This window comes from Pedobacter sp. PF22-3, assembly GCF_026239555.1.
Lineage (GTDB): Bacteria > Bacteroidota > Bacteroidia > Sphingobacteriales > Sphingobacteriaceae > Pedobacter.
The window spans coordinates 1-19,946 of record NZ_JAPIVP010000023.1; the positions used below are offsets into that span (position 1 = coordinate 1).

Genomic DNA, 19,946 nt, shown 5'->3' on the forward strand with positions numbered 1-19,946 from the left:
ATGAGCGGAATAGCCCACAGCGCAGCGAGGACTATAAGCGAAAGCGGGACTAAAACTGCCAAGAACCACCAACCGTTCATTTCCAAATATCAACAAGAGAACAAAATATAAATACTGCAGATTTTGTAGCCCAATTATCAAAATTTGCCCTGTCAATATGATTAAAAAAACTTTAAATGCTTCTACCTCATTAATGCTAAATATCAAGTAAAAAGTTAATGACTAAAGCCTTTACTACCTGCATTCCTATTTCTTTTGCTTACCTTATATTCCCCAATACTAAGATTGTAGAATTTACTAATAAAACGACTGAAGAAGAAAAAAATAAATGTTCATATAACGTTTATTATTTTAAAAATTTTACTTTTACCATGAGAATCTTCCAAGTATAAACCGTATGAAATTAAATTACCCTATAAAAAGTATCTTTTCAGCATGTATTGCGTACGCTGCCGTTGGAATTGGATACACTACTGCAGTGCAGGCTCAAACTGCAAAAGTAATTAAAGTTAAAACAGACCAAAGTATTGCTAAAGTGCAACCGAACATGTGGGGTGTTTTTTTCGAGGATATTAACTTTGGTGCCGATGGCGGCATTTATGCAGAACTAATTAAAAACCGCTCTTTCGAATTTACCAAACCTTTAATGGGCTGGACAATTCAGCGGAAAAAGCAGCAGGAAGGCGAAATATTGGTGGTAAACCGCAAAGAGGTAAATACCGCCAATCCCAGATATTTACAGATAAAAAAACAAACCGACGATTTTGAGCTCGTAAATGAAGGATTTAAAGGTATTGGAGTAAAAAAAGGATTACGCTACGATTTTTCATTGATGTACCGCCAATCAGCCCCTGGGGTTAAACTGGTACTGATGTTAAAAGACGCGAACAATAAAATCATCGGACAGGGAACTTTAACACCTAACCAAACGGGTAGCGACTGGAAAAAACAATCAGCAAGTTTTACTGCTACGGAAACTGATCCAAAAGCTAAATTCTCTATTCTGTTTCAGGGAAATGGAAATATTGATGTAGATATGATTAGTCTTTTTCCTGGCGATACCTGGAAAAACCGTCCGCAAGGATTAAGGGCAGATATGGTGCAGTTATTGGCCGATATGAAACCTGGTTTTATCCGTTTTCCTGGCGGCTGTATTGTAGAAGGAACCGATCTGGCAAACCGCTACCAGTGGAAAAAAACCATTGGCCCCATTGAAGACAGGCAATTAATTATCAACCGCTGGAATACTGAATTTGCAAACCGTGCTGCACCGGATTATTTTCAAAGTTTCGGTTTAGGCTTTTTCGAATATTTCCAACTGGCCGAAGATATAGGTTCAGATGCACTACCGATATTAAATTGCGGTATGGCCTGCCAGTTTAACTCGGCTGAAGTAGCCGGGCTTGATGAACTGGATCCTTATGTACAGGATGCCTTAGACCTTATTGAATTTGCCAATGGCGATGTGACAACCAAATGGGGCAAAGTACGGGCCGATTTAGGTCACCCGAAACCTTTTAACCTAAAAATGATGGGTGTTGGAAACGAAAACTGGGGACCACAATACCTGGAAAGGTTAGCCATTTTCACCAAAGCCATAAAAGCCAAATATCCTGATTTTAAACTGATTAACAGCTCGGGAACTGATCCGGAAGGTGATCGATTTAATTTGTTGAATACAACTTTAAGAGGCAATAATGCTGACTTTATTGACGAACACTATTACCGATCTGCCGATTGGTTTTTAAAAAATGCTGGCCGTTATGATAACTATCCCAGAAACGGATCGAAGGTTTTTGTTGGCGAATATGCGGTTCATGCAGACAATAGTATAGTTGGAAGTAACCGCAACAACTGGCAAAGTGCATTAGCTTCAGCTTCCTTAATGACAGGTTTGGAGCGCAATGCAGATGTGGTACAAATGGCTTCTTATGCCCCGCTTTTCGCTAATATCGACGCCTGGCAGTGGGCACCCGATATGATCTGGGTAGATAACTTAAAATCGTATGGCACCCCTGATTATTATGTGCAGAAACAGTTTTCTACCAATAAGGGAACAGATGTAGTTTCGATTACACTTGATGATAAGAACATTATTGGCCAGGATGGGCTTTATGCTTCTGCCGTAACCGATCAGGCCAAAAAAGAACTGATCATTAAAATCGCCAACAACTCCAATCAATCGCAGCAAATAGATTTTGACCTTGAAGGGAAAATGAAACTAAAAAGTAAGGCCACTAATGAAGAAATAGCAAACAGCAACCTTACTCAGGTTAATTCTTTTGAAAATCCTGAAGCGGTAAGTCCGAAAAAAAGCACGATCAACCTAAAAGGCAAAAAATTAAACATTGCGTTAAAACCTTATTCTTTTAACGTGATCAAAATCCCATTTAACCAATAGATTTAACGAAATCATGATGAAAAAACTTCTCTTATCTGCAGCCCTATTCTGCAGTTCTATTTTAGTGCATGCACAAAATGAAACCCAGCTCACCATTAAGCCTGCAGGCGATCAGGTGGTGAGCAAACATATTTACGGTCATTTTTCAGAACACTTGGGCCGCTGTATTTACGATGGTTTTTGGGTAGGTGAAAATTCGACCATCCCAAATAAAGGTAGAATAAGATTAGATATTGTAGAGGCCTTAAAAAAGATCAAGGTTCCGAACCTGCGCTGGCCGGGAGGTTGTTTTGCTGATGAATACCATTGGAGAGATGGCATTGGTCCGAGAAACCAGCGGCCAAAAATGGTTAATACCAATTGGGGCGGTGTAACAGAAGACAATAGCTTTGGTACACACGAATTTTTAGACCTCTGCCAGATGCTTGATTGCGAACCTTATATCGCAGGAAATGTAGGTAGCGGAACAGTTGAGGAAATGGCCAAATGGGTAGAATATCTAAATTTTGATGGCGTAAGCCCAATGACGGCTATCCGTAGCCAAAATGGAAGAGAAAAACCATGGAAAGTTTCTTTCTGGGGTGTTGGTAACGAAAGCTGGGGCTGTGGCGGTAACATGACGCCGGCCTATTATTCTGACTTATACCGCAGGTATGCCACTTATGCACGCAACTATCCTGGTGCCCCGCTAAAAAGAATTGCCAGTGGAGCCAATTCAGGCGATTACAACTGGACCGAAACCTGCATGAAAAATATTGGCGACCAAATGTGGGGATTAACTTTACACTATTATACCATCCCAACAGGAAACTGGGGCAAAAAAGGATCAGCCACTAAATTTGATGAGGCACAATACTTTTCGACCATGAAAAACTGCCTGCATATGGAAGAACTAGTGACCAAGCACTCCGCAATAATGGATAAATACGATCCTAAAAAGAAAGTTGCTTTAGTGGTTGATGAATGGGGAATCTGGACAGATGTAGAACCTGGAACCAATCCGGGTTTCTTGTACCAACAGAATAGTTTACGCGATGCTTTAATTGCAGGCACTACGCTAAACATTTTCAATAACCACTCTGATCGTGTAAAAATGGCTAACCTGGCACAAACAGTAAATGTTTTACAGGCCTTAATATTGACCGAAAAAGACAAAATGATCCTTACCCCCACTTATCATGTTTTTGATCTTTACAAGGTACACCAGGATGCAAGATATTTACCAATTGCATTTACCAGTCCTGATTATGTTGTAGGTGGTCAAAAAATCCCGGCGCTAAATGTTTCTGCTTCGCAGGATGCCAGCGGCGCGATTCATATTTCATTGGTTAATTTAGATCCCAATAAAAAAATTGCGCTAAGTACCGTTTTGGACGGTTTAAAATGGAGCTCGGTTACCGGACAGATTTTAACTTCAGCTAAATTAACAGATGTAAACACATTTAACGATTTGAACAAAGTGCACAATGCAAAATTTACCGGCGCAAAAAAATCAGGCAATTCGTTAAAAGTAGAACTACCAGCTCAATCTGTTGTAGTTCTGGAATTGAAATAAGGTAATATCCCTCGAGAGGTCGTCATCCCCAACTTGATTGGGGATCTTAATCCAAACGTATTAAGATTCCCGCATGCGCGAGAATGACGACCATCCTAGTAAATCCTTTCAATGGTAGCTTGTTGAAGGGTCTCTTATATCTAGTAGCCTGTGTCCGCACAGACTACAATAGCACAAATTTACTTCACCAGCCTTACTTCATAAATATTCGCAATAGCCGATCGCTGATCGGCAACGAATTTTACTTCTAAATCTGCTTTTAACAACGCTTTTGGAATCTGATATTCCTGCGTATAAAAAACATTTCCCCTGCTTCCATCTAGCTTTACATTTTCAATTTTAACCCCATTGATCAGGATAGTGAAGTTTTTGTCCTTCTCCTTTCCAAAATAGGTTAAACTGAGTTTATTTCCGGATAAGTCTTTGTTTTTAAGCACATAACTAAACCATGCTTTCCCATTTCTAAAATGCCTTTCCTGGTAGGTTCCATTATCACTTTGTTCACCTTTAAAATTGTGATCAGATTCTGGTTGCTGCTCTCCGGGGTTAACCAGATCAACTGTTTTCTGTTCAATCTTCATCTTTTCTTCTTCAGCCAGTTTAATCGCCTTTGCCCGTTCTGGCAATGTCTGTTCACTGCTGTAAGGAAAATAAACTACATACCGCTTTTCGGCGAGGGTATAAAAAGGAACCAGTTTTAAGGATTTAAATCTTGGCTGATAAATCGCATTTCCGGCACTAAAAGTTAAACTCTTTTTATCGGTCAACGTAATTTCATTGGCAAGCGTATTTTTAGGTCCCGTAACCAATGGTGCATCGCTGATCGGGAATAAAGCACCAGAAGCAATATGTCCCATTCTACTGCCATCAGCGGTTAAATTAGGTTGATTTAGCGTATCCATCTCCGCAGCAAGTACAATTGGTCCACGCATAAAAGCTACCCAATCAGAACCGTCGGGCATAAACTCCGTAGTGGTATGCATGGGCAGGGAAATATTAACCACATCACCTGTATTCCATGTGCGATCGATACTGGCATAACCGTTTGCCCCACTTTTAGCAGCTACCTTTTTTCCGTTTACCAGTACAGTCATTTTCCCTTGCTCCAGCCATGCAGGCTGACGGAAATGTAACGCAAAGCGTTGTTTACTTTTCAATTGAAGTTTGATTGTCGTTTGTTCAGCATCTGGAAAAAGGGTTTGTTGTGTAAGTTGGATGCCTTTTTCTTTCCAGTTTAAGGTTGAAGGGATAAAAAGATTCACAAATACATCATTCGCTCGGTGTGCATAAATCAATTCTCCATATTTGCCATGGTTTTCCAATCCCGAACCTACACAGCACCAGAAACTTTCCTGCGGATTCGAATAAGTACGGTAATGCCCTGGCCGCATGGGTGTAAAATAGACAAAACCTCCTTCTGGCCTTTGCGATGAAAGAATATGATTGTAAAGTGTACGTTCATAATAATCGAGGTAAGTATTAGAAGGATCCGCTAAAAACAGTTCTTTCGTCAACTTTAACATGTTGTAAGAGTTGCAGGTTTCTGGTCCCTCCCGCGATTCTGTCATCGAAGAAAAGTCATTGGCAGGGTGAAAATGCTCTCTAACGCTATTTCCTCCAATGGCAACTGTTCTATGTTCCACTACCGTTTTCCAAAAGAACGCAGCAGCGTCTGCCCAGGCAGGATCCTTATCCAATAAGGCAATCTGCTCAAAACCAATCACTTTCGGAATCTGCGTATTGGCATGTAAGCCGTTCAGGGCATCTGTATTTTTTAATAGTGGATTCAGGATAGATTGATCTGAAAACCGTTTTGCCAGTTTAAGGTATTTCTGGTTGCCTGTTATCGCATAAACATGTGCAAAAACTTCGTTTAATCCACCATGTTCACTCTTTAACAATTCCTGCACTTGCTGATCGGACAAACTGGAGACCACATCCATGCACCAATCTGTTAACTTGATCAGCATCTGCTTCGCTTTTGCATTACCTGCAACCGCATATGCATCATACAACCCTGCATAAATTTTATGGATATTGTACAGGGGTACCCATTTTCCATTTAGCGAAAAACTGGATGATTTGATATTGCCAGCCTTAATCTCTTTCCAGATTTCCTTGCCACCAGGAATCCCTGCCAGGTAACCGTCGCCATTTTGGCGCTGACATTTATCCAACTCGGCAATCATATAATCTATCCGCTCCTTTACCTTTAAATCGCCAGTAGCGGCATACATTAAAGAGAGTGCCGAAAGAAAATGTCCACCAATATGCCCATCTAAGCCTGTGTTTTCCCAATTCCCGTAAGATGCTGCCTTAGGTTTTAGCCCCGCTTCCCTTAAATATGGCGCCAGAAGCCTATCCGCATCCAGCGATAGCATGTACTTTTTATCGGTTTCCTGTGCCTGTTTAAAAGGCCCAGCAAGCAAGCGGACTTCTGTCAAACTAAATGGCTGCAAGGCAGTTTGCCCTAAAACAGTTCCGCATAAGGCGGTAAACAAAATGGCAGGAATTATTTTTTTCATTTTTAAAAACATCATCATAACAAGTATAATTGAATGCAGTCGGTAAAGATTAGGTATAACATTTAACAAACTTCCGTACTAACTTAATCGGGCTTTTTTGTGCTTGCAGTTAGCTAATTATACCCAGAATATTAACTAACTGGTAAATGGTTGAACGCTCATACAATTAAAGGTTTAATACAACATCTGCTTGATGATTAAAACCAGCCAAACAGAATACTGATCACATTTGGTTAAATAAACGTCTTAAAGACATTTATAAAACGAAGATATAAAAACAATTACCAATTAAAACAGTATTGACCAAATCATTTAACATTTGGGCATTTTTTCTTACCGAATTCCTTAGGCATCCTCTACACAAAACACAAATCCATATATTTATATAGTAATTAATACTACAAATTAATTGGTTTCAATTTACATCATAATTAAATGATAATTTTTAGTAAAAATCATTACTTATCTGAAATATGCACTAATAACACCCAGAACCTAATTTTTAATTCAAAAAATTGTATCTAAGCCATTTATTTTAGATAAAATGCTAAAAAAAATATATAAATTTCACAATAACAATAACTTACAAAAAATAAATTCGTAAATTAACCCATTATTAATACTAATTAAATAGTGATAATCTTTCTTTGTGTATTAAAATTTCAATACAATACATTTAGTACCATTATTTAAAATATTGATTAAATTTTCGTTCATAAAACTCATTTTAATAAAATTTAGATGGCTCAGCAAGTATCCTGTTCAGTTCATTCATTTATAAATTATTAAAATATATTGACATATTTAATTATCATTTTAGTATAAATAATAATACACAACAATATTAGCTTTAAAAAGCTGTGTTATTGAGTATTAAGGCAGGCATAAAGAACCATTATGTTTCGCTCAGGATCAAATCCACCAAACAGAAGAGTAGCATCAAAATCTAAAGCCATGAATAAACACGTCATTATTGCAGTAACTCCCTTCGAAATACCCGACAGTAGATTAGTCTCCAATCTACAAAAAGCAGGTTGCTTTCCGGTCCTAAGTCTTGGCCATAGCTACCAGGAAGCTGAAAATGCACTTTCCACACTCCTTGCCACAGGCATTTCCGACTTTGGCGTGAGCATCAATTCAGCTTCGTTAGTAGATATTGATTTACCGACACAGGTGAGCTTGATTATTAAACCTTATGATCTTGCCCTAAAAACCAAAACATCTGCAAAAATCATTTACCAGGTTTTTGATCTTGAATCGGCTATCAATGCACAAAAAAATGGCGCTTATGGAATAATTGTTAAAGGCAATGAAGGTGCAGGCCGAGTGGCGTACGAATCTTCATTTGTTCTTTTTCAGCGTATTATTAAAGAAATCACCTCCATTCCCGTTTGGGTTCAGGGTGGCATAGGTATCCATACAACTGCCTCTTTAATGGCGCAGGGCGCAGCAGGAGTAATATTGGATAGTCAGCTTGCATTATTCCCAGAATGTTCTGCTCCTGAGGATTTAAAAAATGTTTGTGCTAAATTAAGTGGAACAGAAACCAAACTGATCGATAACTGCCGTGTGTTGGCCCGCCCCAATTCGCCGGTGCTGGCAGAAGACACAACTTATAATGACCTTCAAAAATATTTCAAAGGTTATAATCTGGAAACAAATTATCTTCCAATGGGCCAGGATATTACCTTATCCACTGACCTGGCAACTAAATACAAAAAGCTAGAAAAAATGGTTTTTGGCATTAAAGAAGCCATCTATGGGCATTTAAAACAAGCTAAAGCCATCAACGTTATTAAGGCAAAAAACCCACTTGCTCAAGACCTGAACATCACTTACCCTATCGCACAGGGGCCCATGACCAGGGTAAGTGATGTAGCGCCTTTTGCAGATGCCGTTTCGGAAGCTGGCGCCTTATCATTCATTGCACTTTCCTTATTAAAAGGAATATCAGCCAAAAACCTGATTGAAGAAACCAAAAAGCTGGCAGGCGAAAAAACCTGGGGTGTAGGTATTTTAGGCTTTGCCCCACAAGAACTCAGGGATGAGCAACAGGAATATATTTTAGCAGCCAAACCTCCTGTTTTATTAATTGCAGGTGGAAGACCTTCTCAAGCCAAACCCTTTGAAAAAGCAGGTATAAAGACCTTTTTACATGTACCATCTGCCGCTCTTTTAGATATGTTTTTAAAAGAAGGTGCTAAACGTTTTGTATTCGAAGGCCGCGAATGTGGCGGGCATGTTGGCCCCCTATCCAGCATGGTTTTATGGGAAAAACAGATCGAACGTTTATTAAAAGAAGAAAATGCCGATCAGATCAGTGTTTTCTTTGCTGGAGGAATTCATGATGCTTTTTCTACCGCTTTTATCTCCGTAATGGCGGCTCCTTTGGCGGCCAAAGGCATGAAAATCGGCGTTTTAATGGGCACAGCCTATTTATACACCAAAGAAGCGGTAAGTAAAGGAGCTATTTTGGATAAATTTCAGCAGGAAGCCATGCAGGCGAACGATACCGTGTTGCTGGAAACGGCTCCCGGACACGAAACACGCTGCCTGAATTCTGCTTTTGCTACTTTCTTTAACAAAGAAAAAGAGAAACTTCAGGCAGAGGGCCTGGATAAAAAAGAAATCTGGGCTAAACTCGAGTCGCTTAATGTTGGCCGTTTGCGCATTGCTGCAAAGGGAATTGAAAGACGTGGCAATGAACTGGTAAAAATTGATGAGGCAGAACAGACTGACCTGGGTATGTACATGATCGGCCAGGTTGCTCCTATGCACAAGGAAGTAATGTCATTACTCGATCTTCATCAGGATGTAGCCGACAAAAACTATACACATATATTAAATGCAACACTTCCTGCGCCTCCTGTTAATCAGGCAAAAGCACTTGATGTAGCTATTGTGGGCATGGCCTGTATTTTCCCAGGTGCCAGAAACCTTGAAGAATACTGGCGAAATATCATCCTAGGCAAAGACTCTGTTACGGAAGTTCCAGACGAAAGGTGGAACAAAGAACTATATTATAACCCTGATTCTACTGCAGGCGATATGTCGCACTCCAAATGGGGTGGTTTTATCCCAAGGATAGATTTCGATCCCTTAGAATTTGGCATTCCACCACAATCGCTCGCTGCTATTGAGCCTACCCAACTGCTTACCCTGATGGTTGCCAAACAGGCTATGCAACACGCAGGTTATGCCGATGGTGGTGTGGATAATGAAAATGTTTCTGTAATTATCGGAGCAGAAGGTGGAAACGATCTTGCCAATAGCTATAGCTTTAGGGGATATTACAAACAGGTTTTTGGCGAAATGCCAGCTGAACTTGATGCTGCTTTACCAAAAGCTACAGAAGACTCTTTTCCCGGCATTTTGGCGAATGTGATTTCAGGCAGAATTACCAACAGGTTAAATCTGGGCGGCAGAAATTATACTGTTGATGCAGCCTGTGCTTCATCTCTTGCAGCCATTGATTTGGCCTGCCAGGAGCTATTTTTAGAGAAATCAGATATGGTTTTGGCCGGTGGAGCAGATCTGCATAACGGCATTAACGATTACCTGATGTTTTCGAGCACACATGCCCTTTCTAAAAAAGGACGATGTGCAACATTTGATGCCGAAGCAGATGGAATTGCCCTTGGCGAAGGCATTGCCATGATCGTATTAAAAAGATATGACGATGCTTTACGCGATGGCGACACCATTTATTCTATTATTAAAGGCGTTGGTGGATCGAGTGATGGCAAAAGCCTGGGTTTAACTGCGCCACGTAAAAACGGACAGGTAAATGCATTGGAAAGAGCTTACAGTCAGGCAGGGATTACACCCTCTTTGATTGGCTTGGTTGAAGCACATGGTACAGGAACGGTAGTTGGTGATAAAACAGAAATCAGTGCATTAACCGATATGCTTAACCAATCAGGCGCAACAGCCGGACAAACACATCTAGGTTCTGTAAAAACACAAATTGGTCATACTAAATGTGCCGCAGGCATTGCAGGACTGATTAAAGCATCGCTATCTGTTTATCATGGCATTAAACCACCTACTATTAACTTAAAAACGCCAAATAGTTTCTACAACGCACAAACGAGTCCTTTTGCTTTCCATACCGAGGCTGGGTTATGGATGGAAGAAAAACGCTATGCTGGCGTTAGTGCTTTCGGTTTTGGCGGAACAAATTTCCATGCCGTATTGGAAAGTGCCAAAAATACAGAAGATAAAAATCCGATATTAAAATCATGGCCATCAGAACTTTTTGTTTTCAGGGGTGACACCTATGAGGAGGCTAAAAACCGAGTCATATCAGTAAAAAACCTATTAGAACTAAACGATCAGATCGAACTCAAAGATATTGCCTACAGCCTGGCTACTGCTGACACCAAACCCGTTCAATTGAGCATTGTGGCCAACCATGCGGAAGACCTGGTGATGAAAATAGATCTTGTGTTATCTGGCGTAGAAAGTAAAGATACCTACCTCACTCAAAAACAGGAAGGTAAAGTAGCCTTTATGTTTCCAGGGCAAGGCAGCCAACGGATAAACATGGCCAGAGATCTTTTTGTCATTTTCCCAGAAATGCGAAAACTGCTGAAAGCTTATCCAGAATATGAAAAAATTCTCTTTCCAAATACAGTATTTAACGATGTCGATGCAAAAGCACAAAAAGAACGCATTAAAGATACGCGCATGGCACAACCGCTATTGGGTATTGTTGACCTGGCCATTGCCAACTTTTTAAAATCACTTGGCATTGTGCCTGATATGGTTGCGGGGCATAGCTATGGCGAACTGCCTGCACTTTGCTTTGCAGGTGCTTTTGAAGAAGAAGCACTGGTTCACCTCAGTGCAGAAAGGGCAAAAGCTATCTTAAATGCTGTAGAAAACGGTGATCCAGGCACAATGCTTGCCGTAAGCGCAAAACAAGAGCAGCTTGCACAATATCTTGCCGATATTGAATCGGTTTACCCGGTAAACTTTAATGCACCAACACAATGTGTAATTGCGGGCAGCACAGCAGCCATAGGGAAATTAGCGGCTGTTTTAAAAGATGCCAAAATATCTTTCCGTCCGCTCGAAGTAGCCTGTGCTTTCCATAGTCCCTTGGTAGCCAAATCAAAACAGCTTTACCATGAAGTATTATCCCGTGTAAATTTTAACGATTTAAAACTCCCGGTATGGTCTAACACCACGGCAAAAGAATACCCAACAAATGCTGATGCAGTTAAAGAACGTTTAACTGACCATTTGATAAAACCTGTCCTTTTTGTTGAAGAACTCAGGGATATGTATGCTACCGGAGCCAGGATTTTCGTAGAAGTTGGTCCTGGCAAGGTGCTAAGTGGTTTAACCAAGGCATGTATTGGCAAAGATGAAGTGATTTTGCATACCGAAGATCAAGGCCACAACAAACTCAGCAATTTATTGGGCACATTGGCCGGCTATATGGCCACTGGTCGGGAAATTAAACTCCAAAAATTATTCGAAGGCCGTTCTGTTAAAACCATCAACCTAAACGAACCTTCCAGTTATAAAAAAAGTCCCGCGATCTGGTATGTCAATGGTCAGCATGCTGTTCCATCAACTGGCAAACTTCCGGCAAATGGTGCATCACCTATTACTAAACCAATTACCCTCATGAACAACACCTTTACTACAACCGAAAGTCAACAGGTTAATGGCTCAGCTAAAGACCTGATGCTGCAGGAATACCTGCACAGTATGAAAATGCTGATTCAGGCACAGCGCGACGTGATGCTTTCCTTTTTAGGACAAGCGCCAGCCATGCCTTCGCAAATCATTAATCAGCCCTTAACATCATATCAGCCACCTCAACCAGTGCGCGTTGAAAATCAGATCACGATCAAACAAGAGGTATCTGAGGTACAAACTATTGAACTCATTACACCAGTAAGCGCAGCAAAAGACTTAAAATTGGTGCTTTTGCAGCTAGTAAGCGATAAAACAGGTTATCCACAGGAAATGCTGGGGATGGAAATGGATCTTGAAGCTGATTTGAGTATCGATTCCATCAAACGCGTTGAAATTATCGGTGCACTACGTACCGAACTGGGTGGTTTTTCTCAACTGAATCTTCCGGAAGATAAAATTATGGAACAGCTGGCAGGCCTTAAAACTTTGAGCAGTTTGGTAAATTGGCTTACAGAAAATACAGTACAGCCCAAAACTACCGCTGCAGCTACTCCAACAGTACGGGTAACAATAGAAACTGACCAGCCAAAATTCTCCATTGATCAGTTAAAATCAACTATTCTGGAGATCGTAAGCGAAAAAACAGGCTATCCTAAAGAAATGCTGGGCATGGATTTAGATCTGGAAGCAGACTTAAGCATCGATTCTATCAAAAGAATGGAAATTATTGCTTCACTTAAAGAAAAAATAGGTTTTGGTTCGCAAAGCGATCAAACTGATGATTTAATGGAAAAATTAACTGCAATCAAAACCTTAAATGCACTGATTAACTGGATTGCCAACGTTGAAGCAAAAAGTTCGGAGGTGCTTACAGAAGCAAAAAAGCTTATTGAGGAGAGCATCGATGATCAAACGGTAAAAGAAAAATTATCACGTTTAAGATTTGAGCTAACTCCTGCAGCACTAACCATTACCGAAGCCGCCATTTTAAAAGGACAGCGTTTCGCTTTAACAGATGATGGTGGCGGACAAGCCATCAAAATCAAAAAAGTACTGGAGAAACATGGCGCCATTGCCGATCTGGTGAACTTTGAAGATCCACTGGATGGTTATCAGGGCCTCATCATTCTGAACATGTTTGAAGCACAGCAAAAAGTGGGTATTCTTGATCATTTCGCTACCATTAAAAAATTGAATTTTGATACCGTAAAATGGGTGTACCTAATTGCAGATACCAAACAATATTTTAACGATCAATCGGATATTTCTTTCTTAAGAAATTATCAGGGCTACTCTGGTTTCTTTAAAAGTTTAGACCGTGAGTATGAACATACAAAATGCCGTTTCATCAGCCTGGAAACCAAGATGACACCTGATGAAATCACGAATATTACCTTAAATGAAATCCTGAATCCTGATAAACCTTCAGAGATCATTTATAATGACAACAAAAGGCACATTATGGAATTGGTACCCCAACCTCTAAGTACCGAAACCGATGTACATATCCATTTGGATAAAGAGGCAGTAGTAATGGTTTTAGGTGGCGCACAAGGCATTACTGCCGAATTGATGATCCATTTTGCTAAAGATTATCCTTGCAGATACATACTGGTTGGCCGTTCGGCAAACCCTATCGCATCGGCAAACGAAGTAAGCGCTTCATTAAAAACCAAAGATGAGATTAGGCAATACCTGATTAAACAGGGAGAAATCAAAAAGCCTGCAGAAATTGAACAAGAAACCAATCGGATCTATAAAAACAACCAGATTTTACGCTGCATTGCAACTTTAGAAGAAGGAGGATCGACGGTAGTTTATGAATCCTTAGACTTAAAAGATGAAGGAGCGCTTACCCGTTTAATCAACCAGGTTTATGAAGATTACGGCCGTATTGATGGTGTGGTACACGGAGCAGGTTTATTGGAAGACAAATTGTTCAGTAGTAAAACCTCAGAATCTTTCGGACGTGTTTTCGACACCAAAGTAACCCCTTTAAGGGTATTAGCTGAACAGTTACGCCCTGAAACTCAATTTGTAATCCTGTTCTCGAGCATTGCTTCGGTGTATGGCAACCGTGGACAAACCGATTATGCCGCAGCAAACAGCGTAATGGATAAATACGCCTGGGCTTTAAAGCAGAAAATACAAGGTAAGGTTATGGCCATCAATTGGGGTCCCTGGAAAGGTGCAGGCATGGTTTCGCCAACCTTGGAGAAAGAATACCAGCGGAGGGGAATTGCATTGATCCCGCTACAGGATGGAATGGAAACTTTCCTGAACGAACTAAAATATGGTAAAGAAAGCCAGGTATTGATCATGGCCGGAAACACCTGGACATAGAAAAAATCATTTTCAGGATTTTTAGCTACCGGCCGTCAACCTGAATTTATTTCAGGGTCTATTTGACAGAAAAGATGCTGATCCCGATGTAAAAATCGGGACATCACAATGATCGATTTGGTTAAGCAAGCTAAAAATAGCCAGTACAAATAAATATTAAAAGAATTAAAAGTAGCAAGATCCCCCAAACGAAAACAATGAAGAAAAGCGATGTAGCAATTATTGGAATGTCATGCATTTTTCCAGGCGCGAAAGACATGCAGGCCTTTTGGGAAAATATTATCAACCGGGTAGATTCGACACAACAGGTACCTGCCGACCGGATTGACCCTGTACATTTTGATAAAACGGTAAGTGGCGTAGATCGTTTTTATTGCAATCGGGGCGGTTTTATCCCCGATCATCAATTCGATCCACAACGTTTCGGCATTTTGCCCCTGGCTGTAGAAGGTACCGAACCCGATCATTTGTTAACCTTAGATCTGGTGCACCAGGCACTGGAAGATGCAGGTATATTTGAAAAAAAATATGCGCTGGATAAAACAGGGATTATTATTGGGAAAGGCAATTATGTAGGACCTGGTGCAACCCGGGCGATCGAAATTGTGCGTACAGGGGAACAGATTTCGAGCATATTGAAAGACCTGATGCCACAACTTACAGAAACTGAAATTGATAAGGTAAAACATGAATTCCAATTGCGCAAGGGCCGTTTTAGTGCCGATACGGCAATGGGGTTGATCCCTAATCTTGTGGCTTCGCTGGTAGCCAATCGCCTTAATTTAGGCGGTTTAGCTTTTACACTGGATGCTGCCTGCGCCAGTTCGCTCATTGCAGTAGATCATGGTGTGCAGGAACTGAATAGCGGTCGTTGCGATATGGTTATTGCAGGTGGCGTACATTTGGGGCAGAATGCAGCTTTCTGGAGTATCTTTTCTCAATTGGGCGCTTTATCTAAACAGGAAAAAATCAAACCATTCGATCAAAATGCCGATGGTTTGATTATTGGCGAAGGCTGTGGTTTTGTGGTACTTAAACGTCTTGAAGATGCCATCCGAGACCAGGATAAAATTTATTCGGTAATTAAAGGCGTGGGCGTAAGCAGCGATGGAAGCGGCACCAGTGTAATGAGTCCATCAGTTAAAGGCCAATTGAAAGCCATTACAGAAGCCTGGAAAAATGCCGGATTGGAGCGTAAAAACATTGGCTATTTAGAGGCTCATGGTACCGGCACGCCACTTGGCGACAAAACCGAAGTAGAAACCTTAAAACAGTTTTTTGGTCAGGATACAGATCTGCCAAAAGCAGGTATCGGTTCTGTTAAATCAAACATTGGCCATGCCATGCCCGCAGCTGGAATTGCGGGTTTGATCAAATCAAGCTTGGCTTTATATCATGGTATTATCCCACCTACTTTACATTGTGAAGAACCCGTTGCTCAACTGGCCGAAACCCGTTTTTCTGCTGTTCAAAAGGCAATAGACTGGAACCAATCTAATCTACCGAAACTAGCGGCTGTAAACGCCTTTGGTTTCGGGGGAATTAATGCCCATGTGGTATTATCCGCTTACGATAAGCCTAAAAAAGATGAGGTTTTAGTGATGGCTAGACCTACTCATGAAAGTTTGATCCAATCGTTGGAAAATGGGAATTACAGTGCCGGACAAGGTAATTTCCGTTTGGTATTATTTAATCCAAGCGAAGAAAGGATCAAAAAAGCCTTAAAAATTGTAGCTAAAAATTCTCCGTGGAGAAACAAACAGGATATTTGGTACACCAATTCACCTTTATTGGCCAACGATGGTAAAATAGCCTTTGTTTTTCCAGGTTTAGACGGACTTGCTGGTGGTGAAATTAAATCGGTAGCCGATTATTTCAGGATCCCTATTGATGATAGCGAGAAACAAGATGGCCTTTTAAGCGAAGCCCTCCATATCCTGAACAAAAGCAGTGTTTTAGATCAGGCCTTGAAGCAACTGGGCGTTAAATCTGATATGAATGCGGGCCACAGCCTTGGCGAATGGCTTGCAGCAAGATCTTCTGAACTGGCCGAAGAAAGTTCGGTAATGAATTTACTGAGTGTACTTAATCCAGAAACTTTTGAACTGAAAGATTCGCGCTTTATTGCCGTAGGCGCAGGTTTAGACACCCTTCAACCCATTATAGAAAGCATACCTGATTTATACCTTTCTAATGACAACTGTCCACAACAGGTTATTCTCTGTGGCAGTAAAACCGCGCTTGATGAACTCGTTCAGATCCTAAAGGTGAAACAGATTTTTAATCAGATTCTGCCTTTTCAATCGGGCTTTCACTCTCCATTTGTGGCCGATAAACTGGGCTTGATCCTCGAAGGCATGCAAAATATGCAATTCCGAAAAACCAGCACACCGCTTTGGTCGGCGACCACTTTAGACACCTATCCTGAAGGTTTCGAAGCCATCCGCCAGTTAAGTGCCGAGCATCTGATTAAACCAGTCCGTTTTCGCGAGCTTACCGAAAAACTCTATGCTGAGGGCGCACGCGTATTTATCCAGGTAGGTTCGGGTGGCCTGGTCGGCTTTATAGACGATACCTTAAAAGGAAAAGAAATCAGCACGATTAGTGCTAATGTGCCCATCCGTTCGGGCATTACACAGTTGCAAAGGGTTTTGGCAGCACTTTTTGTGGAAGGAAAAGAAATCGGGCTTGATTACCTGGGTAACATTAAATCAACCCGCCCACTGAGTAACAAGGGAATTAAACTAGAACTGGGCTCGCCGATCATCCATAACCTGCAAACACTTAAAGGTTTAACCATTAAACAAACCCAACCAGCAAAGCCCAAAACTGTCGAGGAGGTAAAACATCCGGTTTTGCAGGCTTTTAATGAGAATGTGATGGAAATGATCAGTATGCAGAACGAAATGATGGAACTGTTCGAAAATACCGGTTTTCAGATTGACCGACCTAGCCATTGGTCACCTGCCGAACCGACAAAACCAATCAGACAGCCTTTTAGTCAAAAACTTGATGTAAGCCTGGATAACTGTCCTTATCTCATTGATCATTCCTTGTTAAGGCAGCCAAAGGGATGGCCGACCGTTGAAGATATGGATCCGGTGATCCCGATGACCATGATTTTTGAAGTATTTGCCGAAATAGCCAATGCGCAATCGCCCGGAGAAAAAGTGCATAAAATTATGAATATGCGTGTTTTCCAATGGATGAATGTGGTTAAACCTTTTCAGGAAACCGTAACCGGAGAATGGAAAGACGAACAAAGGGTTTATTTGAACCTGGAGCGTTTTGCCAATGCAGAAGTACAGCTTGCAGCACAGTTAAACCCTGCTCCAAACCGCGATTTCGATATCGGAAAGCTATTGGATATCGATCGAACGACTGAGCAGATTTACGACGCACACATGTTCCACGGACCAGATTACCAAGGCATTCAAAAATTAATCGCTGTTGGCGAAAAAGGGATTACCGGCATTATTGAAGCTGCAGGTGGAAAAGGCTCTTTACTTGATAATGCGGGCCAACTGTTCGGTTTGTGGCTTCAGCTTACATTAGAAAAAGACCGGATTGCTTTTCCTGTTAAAATCCAGGAAATAGAATTTTTCGGTGATATGGCCAATCAGGAAGGACAATTCGAGTGTACCTGTGTACTTACCGAAATAAACGATGAATTTGCAACGGCCGACATCATCATGAAAAGGGACGGCATTACCTGGTTGATTATTTCGGGCTGGCAGAACCGCCGACTCGAAATTGATGAACCACTTTGGAATGTATCCATGTCACCACTCCACAACCGTTTATCGGAAGAAGTTGCACCTGGCGTTTTTCTTTTCGGCAACGCTTACACCCGCGTGGTATCATGGGATTTTATCCTGAAAAGATATTTCAATCAAACAGAGAAAAAGCATCACAACAGCCTTTTGCCGAACAAAAGAAAAACCTGGATGATTAGCCGGGTAGCAGCAAAAGATGCGGTAAGAAACTTACTTAATACACAGAAAAATCAGGCCTGTTACCCCATTACTTTCGAAATTTATTCAGACGAACATCGCAAGCCTTATGTTAAAGGAGGTTTAACAGATAACATCAACATTTCTATTGCACATAAAGGTACCGATGCCGTTGGAATAGCCCGTTTTAACGAACCAGTTGGCATCGACATTGAGCACATAGAGGAACGCAGTGCAGGCTTTTTTGATCTTGTTTTTAACGATCATGAAATAAAACTACTCCAAAACCTCGATAAAACAGAATGGGCAACGCGATTCTGGGTAGCTAAGGAAGCCTTTGGAAAATACCTGGGCAAAGGCCTGCAAGGGAACCCTAAAGCCTATACTGTAGAATCTGTAGATGGCGAAGAATTACGCATTAATAACATCACAATCAAAACAATTAAACATAAAAACTATATCATCGGATGGACACTATAACTACAAAATTAAGCAGCGAAGAAATCTTCAACCTCATGAAACAATTTATCACTGAAGTAATCGGCGAAGAGTTTGTTGAAGAAATGGATATCACTCCAGAAAGTTCTTTTACCAAAGACCTCGAAATGGATAGCATCGAAATTGTATCCTTTTCTGAGAAAATAAAAGCACATTTTGGTGAGCAGATCGATTTTACAGGTTGGTTATCAGCAATGGATTTAGATCAGCTGATCAATTTAAATCTGGGCATGATCATATCTTATATCGAAGAATGCCAATCATAACGGTAAACGGCAAATCGGTTCACCTTCAGGAGCTTAATAAAGGAGCTGCTGAAACCATCGTCCTGGTTCACGGGATGTTCAGTAACCTGTCTGTTTATTATTTTAACATCGCTCCTCTGCTGGCCACAAAATACCATGTGGTACTTTATGACCTGAAAAGTCATGGCATGAGTGAAAAGACATTAACAGGGTATGATCTGGAAAGCATGACCAATGATTTATTGGCTTTAATGGATGAATTAAACCTGCACGATGTTCATTTGGGCGGTTATAGTTTTGGCGGATTAATCGCTTTAAAAATGGCCATCCGTTTTCCAGAGCGCATTAATAAACTGTCCATCATCGAAGCTCCAGATCCAAATGATGATAAAACAAGGGGAATAATTGATGAGTACAGCCGTGAGTTTTTAGAACATTACGTCGAAAATTTCACTGATACCACTAAGGTGAAAATGGGTAAAAGACAAATGGAGCGCAACCACCGCATGTACGAGTACCTCTTTTATCAAACCTCCATTAAAACTGATATGGAGATTGAAAAAAACTTTTTTAGTAGTCAATCTATCAAAACCATAAAAAAGAGCACCCTTTTGCTTTATGGCACCGATTCCAATTGCCTCAGCGCAGGCAAGCAGTTAGATGGCTTGATTGAAAATGCTGCCTTGATTGCTGTAACCGGCGACCATAATATCCCGATCCAGCAGCCCATGGTAATAGCCGAAGCATTGCTAAACTTTTTCCAGGAAACATAAA

The 19,946-nt window shown here is 40.9% G+C and carries 7 protein-coding genes; 6 read left to right on the forward strand and 1 reads right to left on the reverse strand.

Annotated features, from left to right (window positions below; translation table 11 throughout):
• The first annotated feature begins 397 nt into the window (after positions 1-397).
• On the forward strand, positions 398-2,401 hold the full coding sequence (locus OQX63_RS21560; RefSeq protein ID WP_265852871.1) for an alpha-L-arabinofuranosidase C-terminal domain-containing protein: 2,004 nt from the start codon (positions 398-400) through the stop codon (positions 2,399-2,401).
• A 13-nt stretch (positions 2,402-2,414) separates the two neighbouring features.
• Positions 2,415-3,956 carry an alpha-N-arabinofuranosidase gene (locus OQX63_RS21565; RefSeq protein WP_265852872.1) on the forward strand — a complete coding sequence of 514 codons (1,542 nt, stop codon included), beginning with the start codon at positions 2,415-2,417 and terminating at the stop codon, positions 3,954-3,956.
• Positions 3,957-4,135: 179 nt separating this feature from the next.
• Here the strand turns inward: OQX63_RS21565 and OQX63_RS21570 are convergent, their stop codons facing one another.
• Positions 4,136-6,481, reverse strand: coding sequence for a glycoside hydrolase family 127 protein (locus tag OQX63_RS21570; protein ID WP_265852873.1), 2,346 nt, complete (start codon positions 6,479-6,481; stop codon positions 4,136-4,138).
• 954 nt (positions 6,482-7,435) lie between these two features.
• Between OQX63_RS21570 and OQX63_RS21575 the strand changes: the two genes are divergently transcribed.
• The 4 genes from OQX63_RS21575 (at position 7,436) to OQX63_RS21590 (ending at position 19,945) form a co-directional block, all read left to right on the forward strand.
• Complete coding sequence (locus tag OQX63_RS21575; protein ID WP_265852874.1) at positions 7,436-14,476, forward strand: type I polyketide synthase; 7,041 nt, start codon at positions 7,436-7,438, stop codon at positions 14,474-14,476.
• Positions 14,477-14,673: 197 nt separating this feature from the next.
• Positions 14,674-18,909, forward strand: coding sequence for a beta-ketoacyl synthase N-terminal-like domain-containing protein (locus tag OQX63_RS21580; RefSeq protein ID WP_265852875.1), 4,236 nt, complete (start codon positions 14,674-14,676; stop codon positions 18,907-18,909).
• A gap of 35 nt (positions 18,910-18,944) precedes the next feature.
• Positions 18,945-19,193, forward strand: a complete 249-nt coding sequence (locus OQX63_RS21585) for a phosphopantetheine-binding protein (protein ID WP_265852876.1) — start codon at positions 18,945-18,947, stop codon at positions 19,191-19,193.
• Complete coding sequence (locus OQX63_RS21590; protein ID WP_265852877.1) at positions 19,181-19,945, forward strand: alpha/beta fold hydrolase; 765 nt, start codon at positions 19,181-19,183, stop codon at positions 19,943-19,945. The genes OQX63_RS21585 and OQX63_RS21590 overlap by 13 nt, the downstream gene beginning before the upstream one ends.
• The last annotated feature ends 1 nt before the right edge of the window (position 19,946 follow it).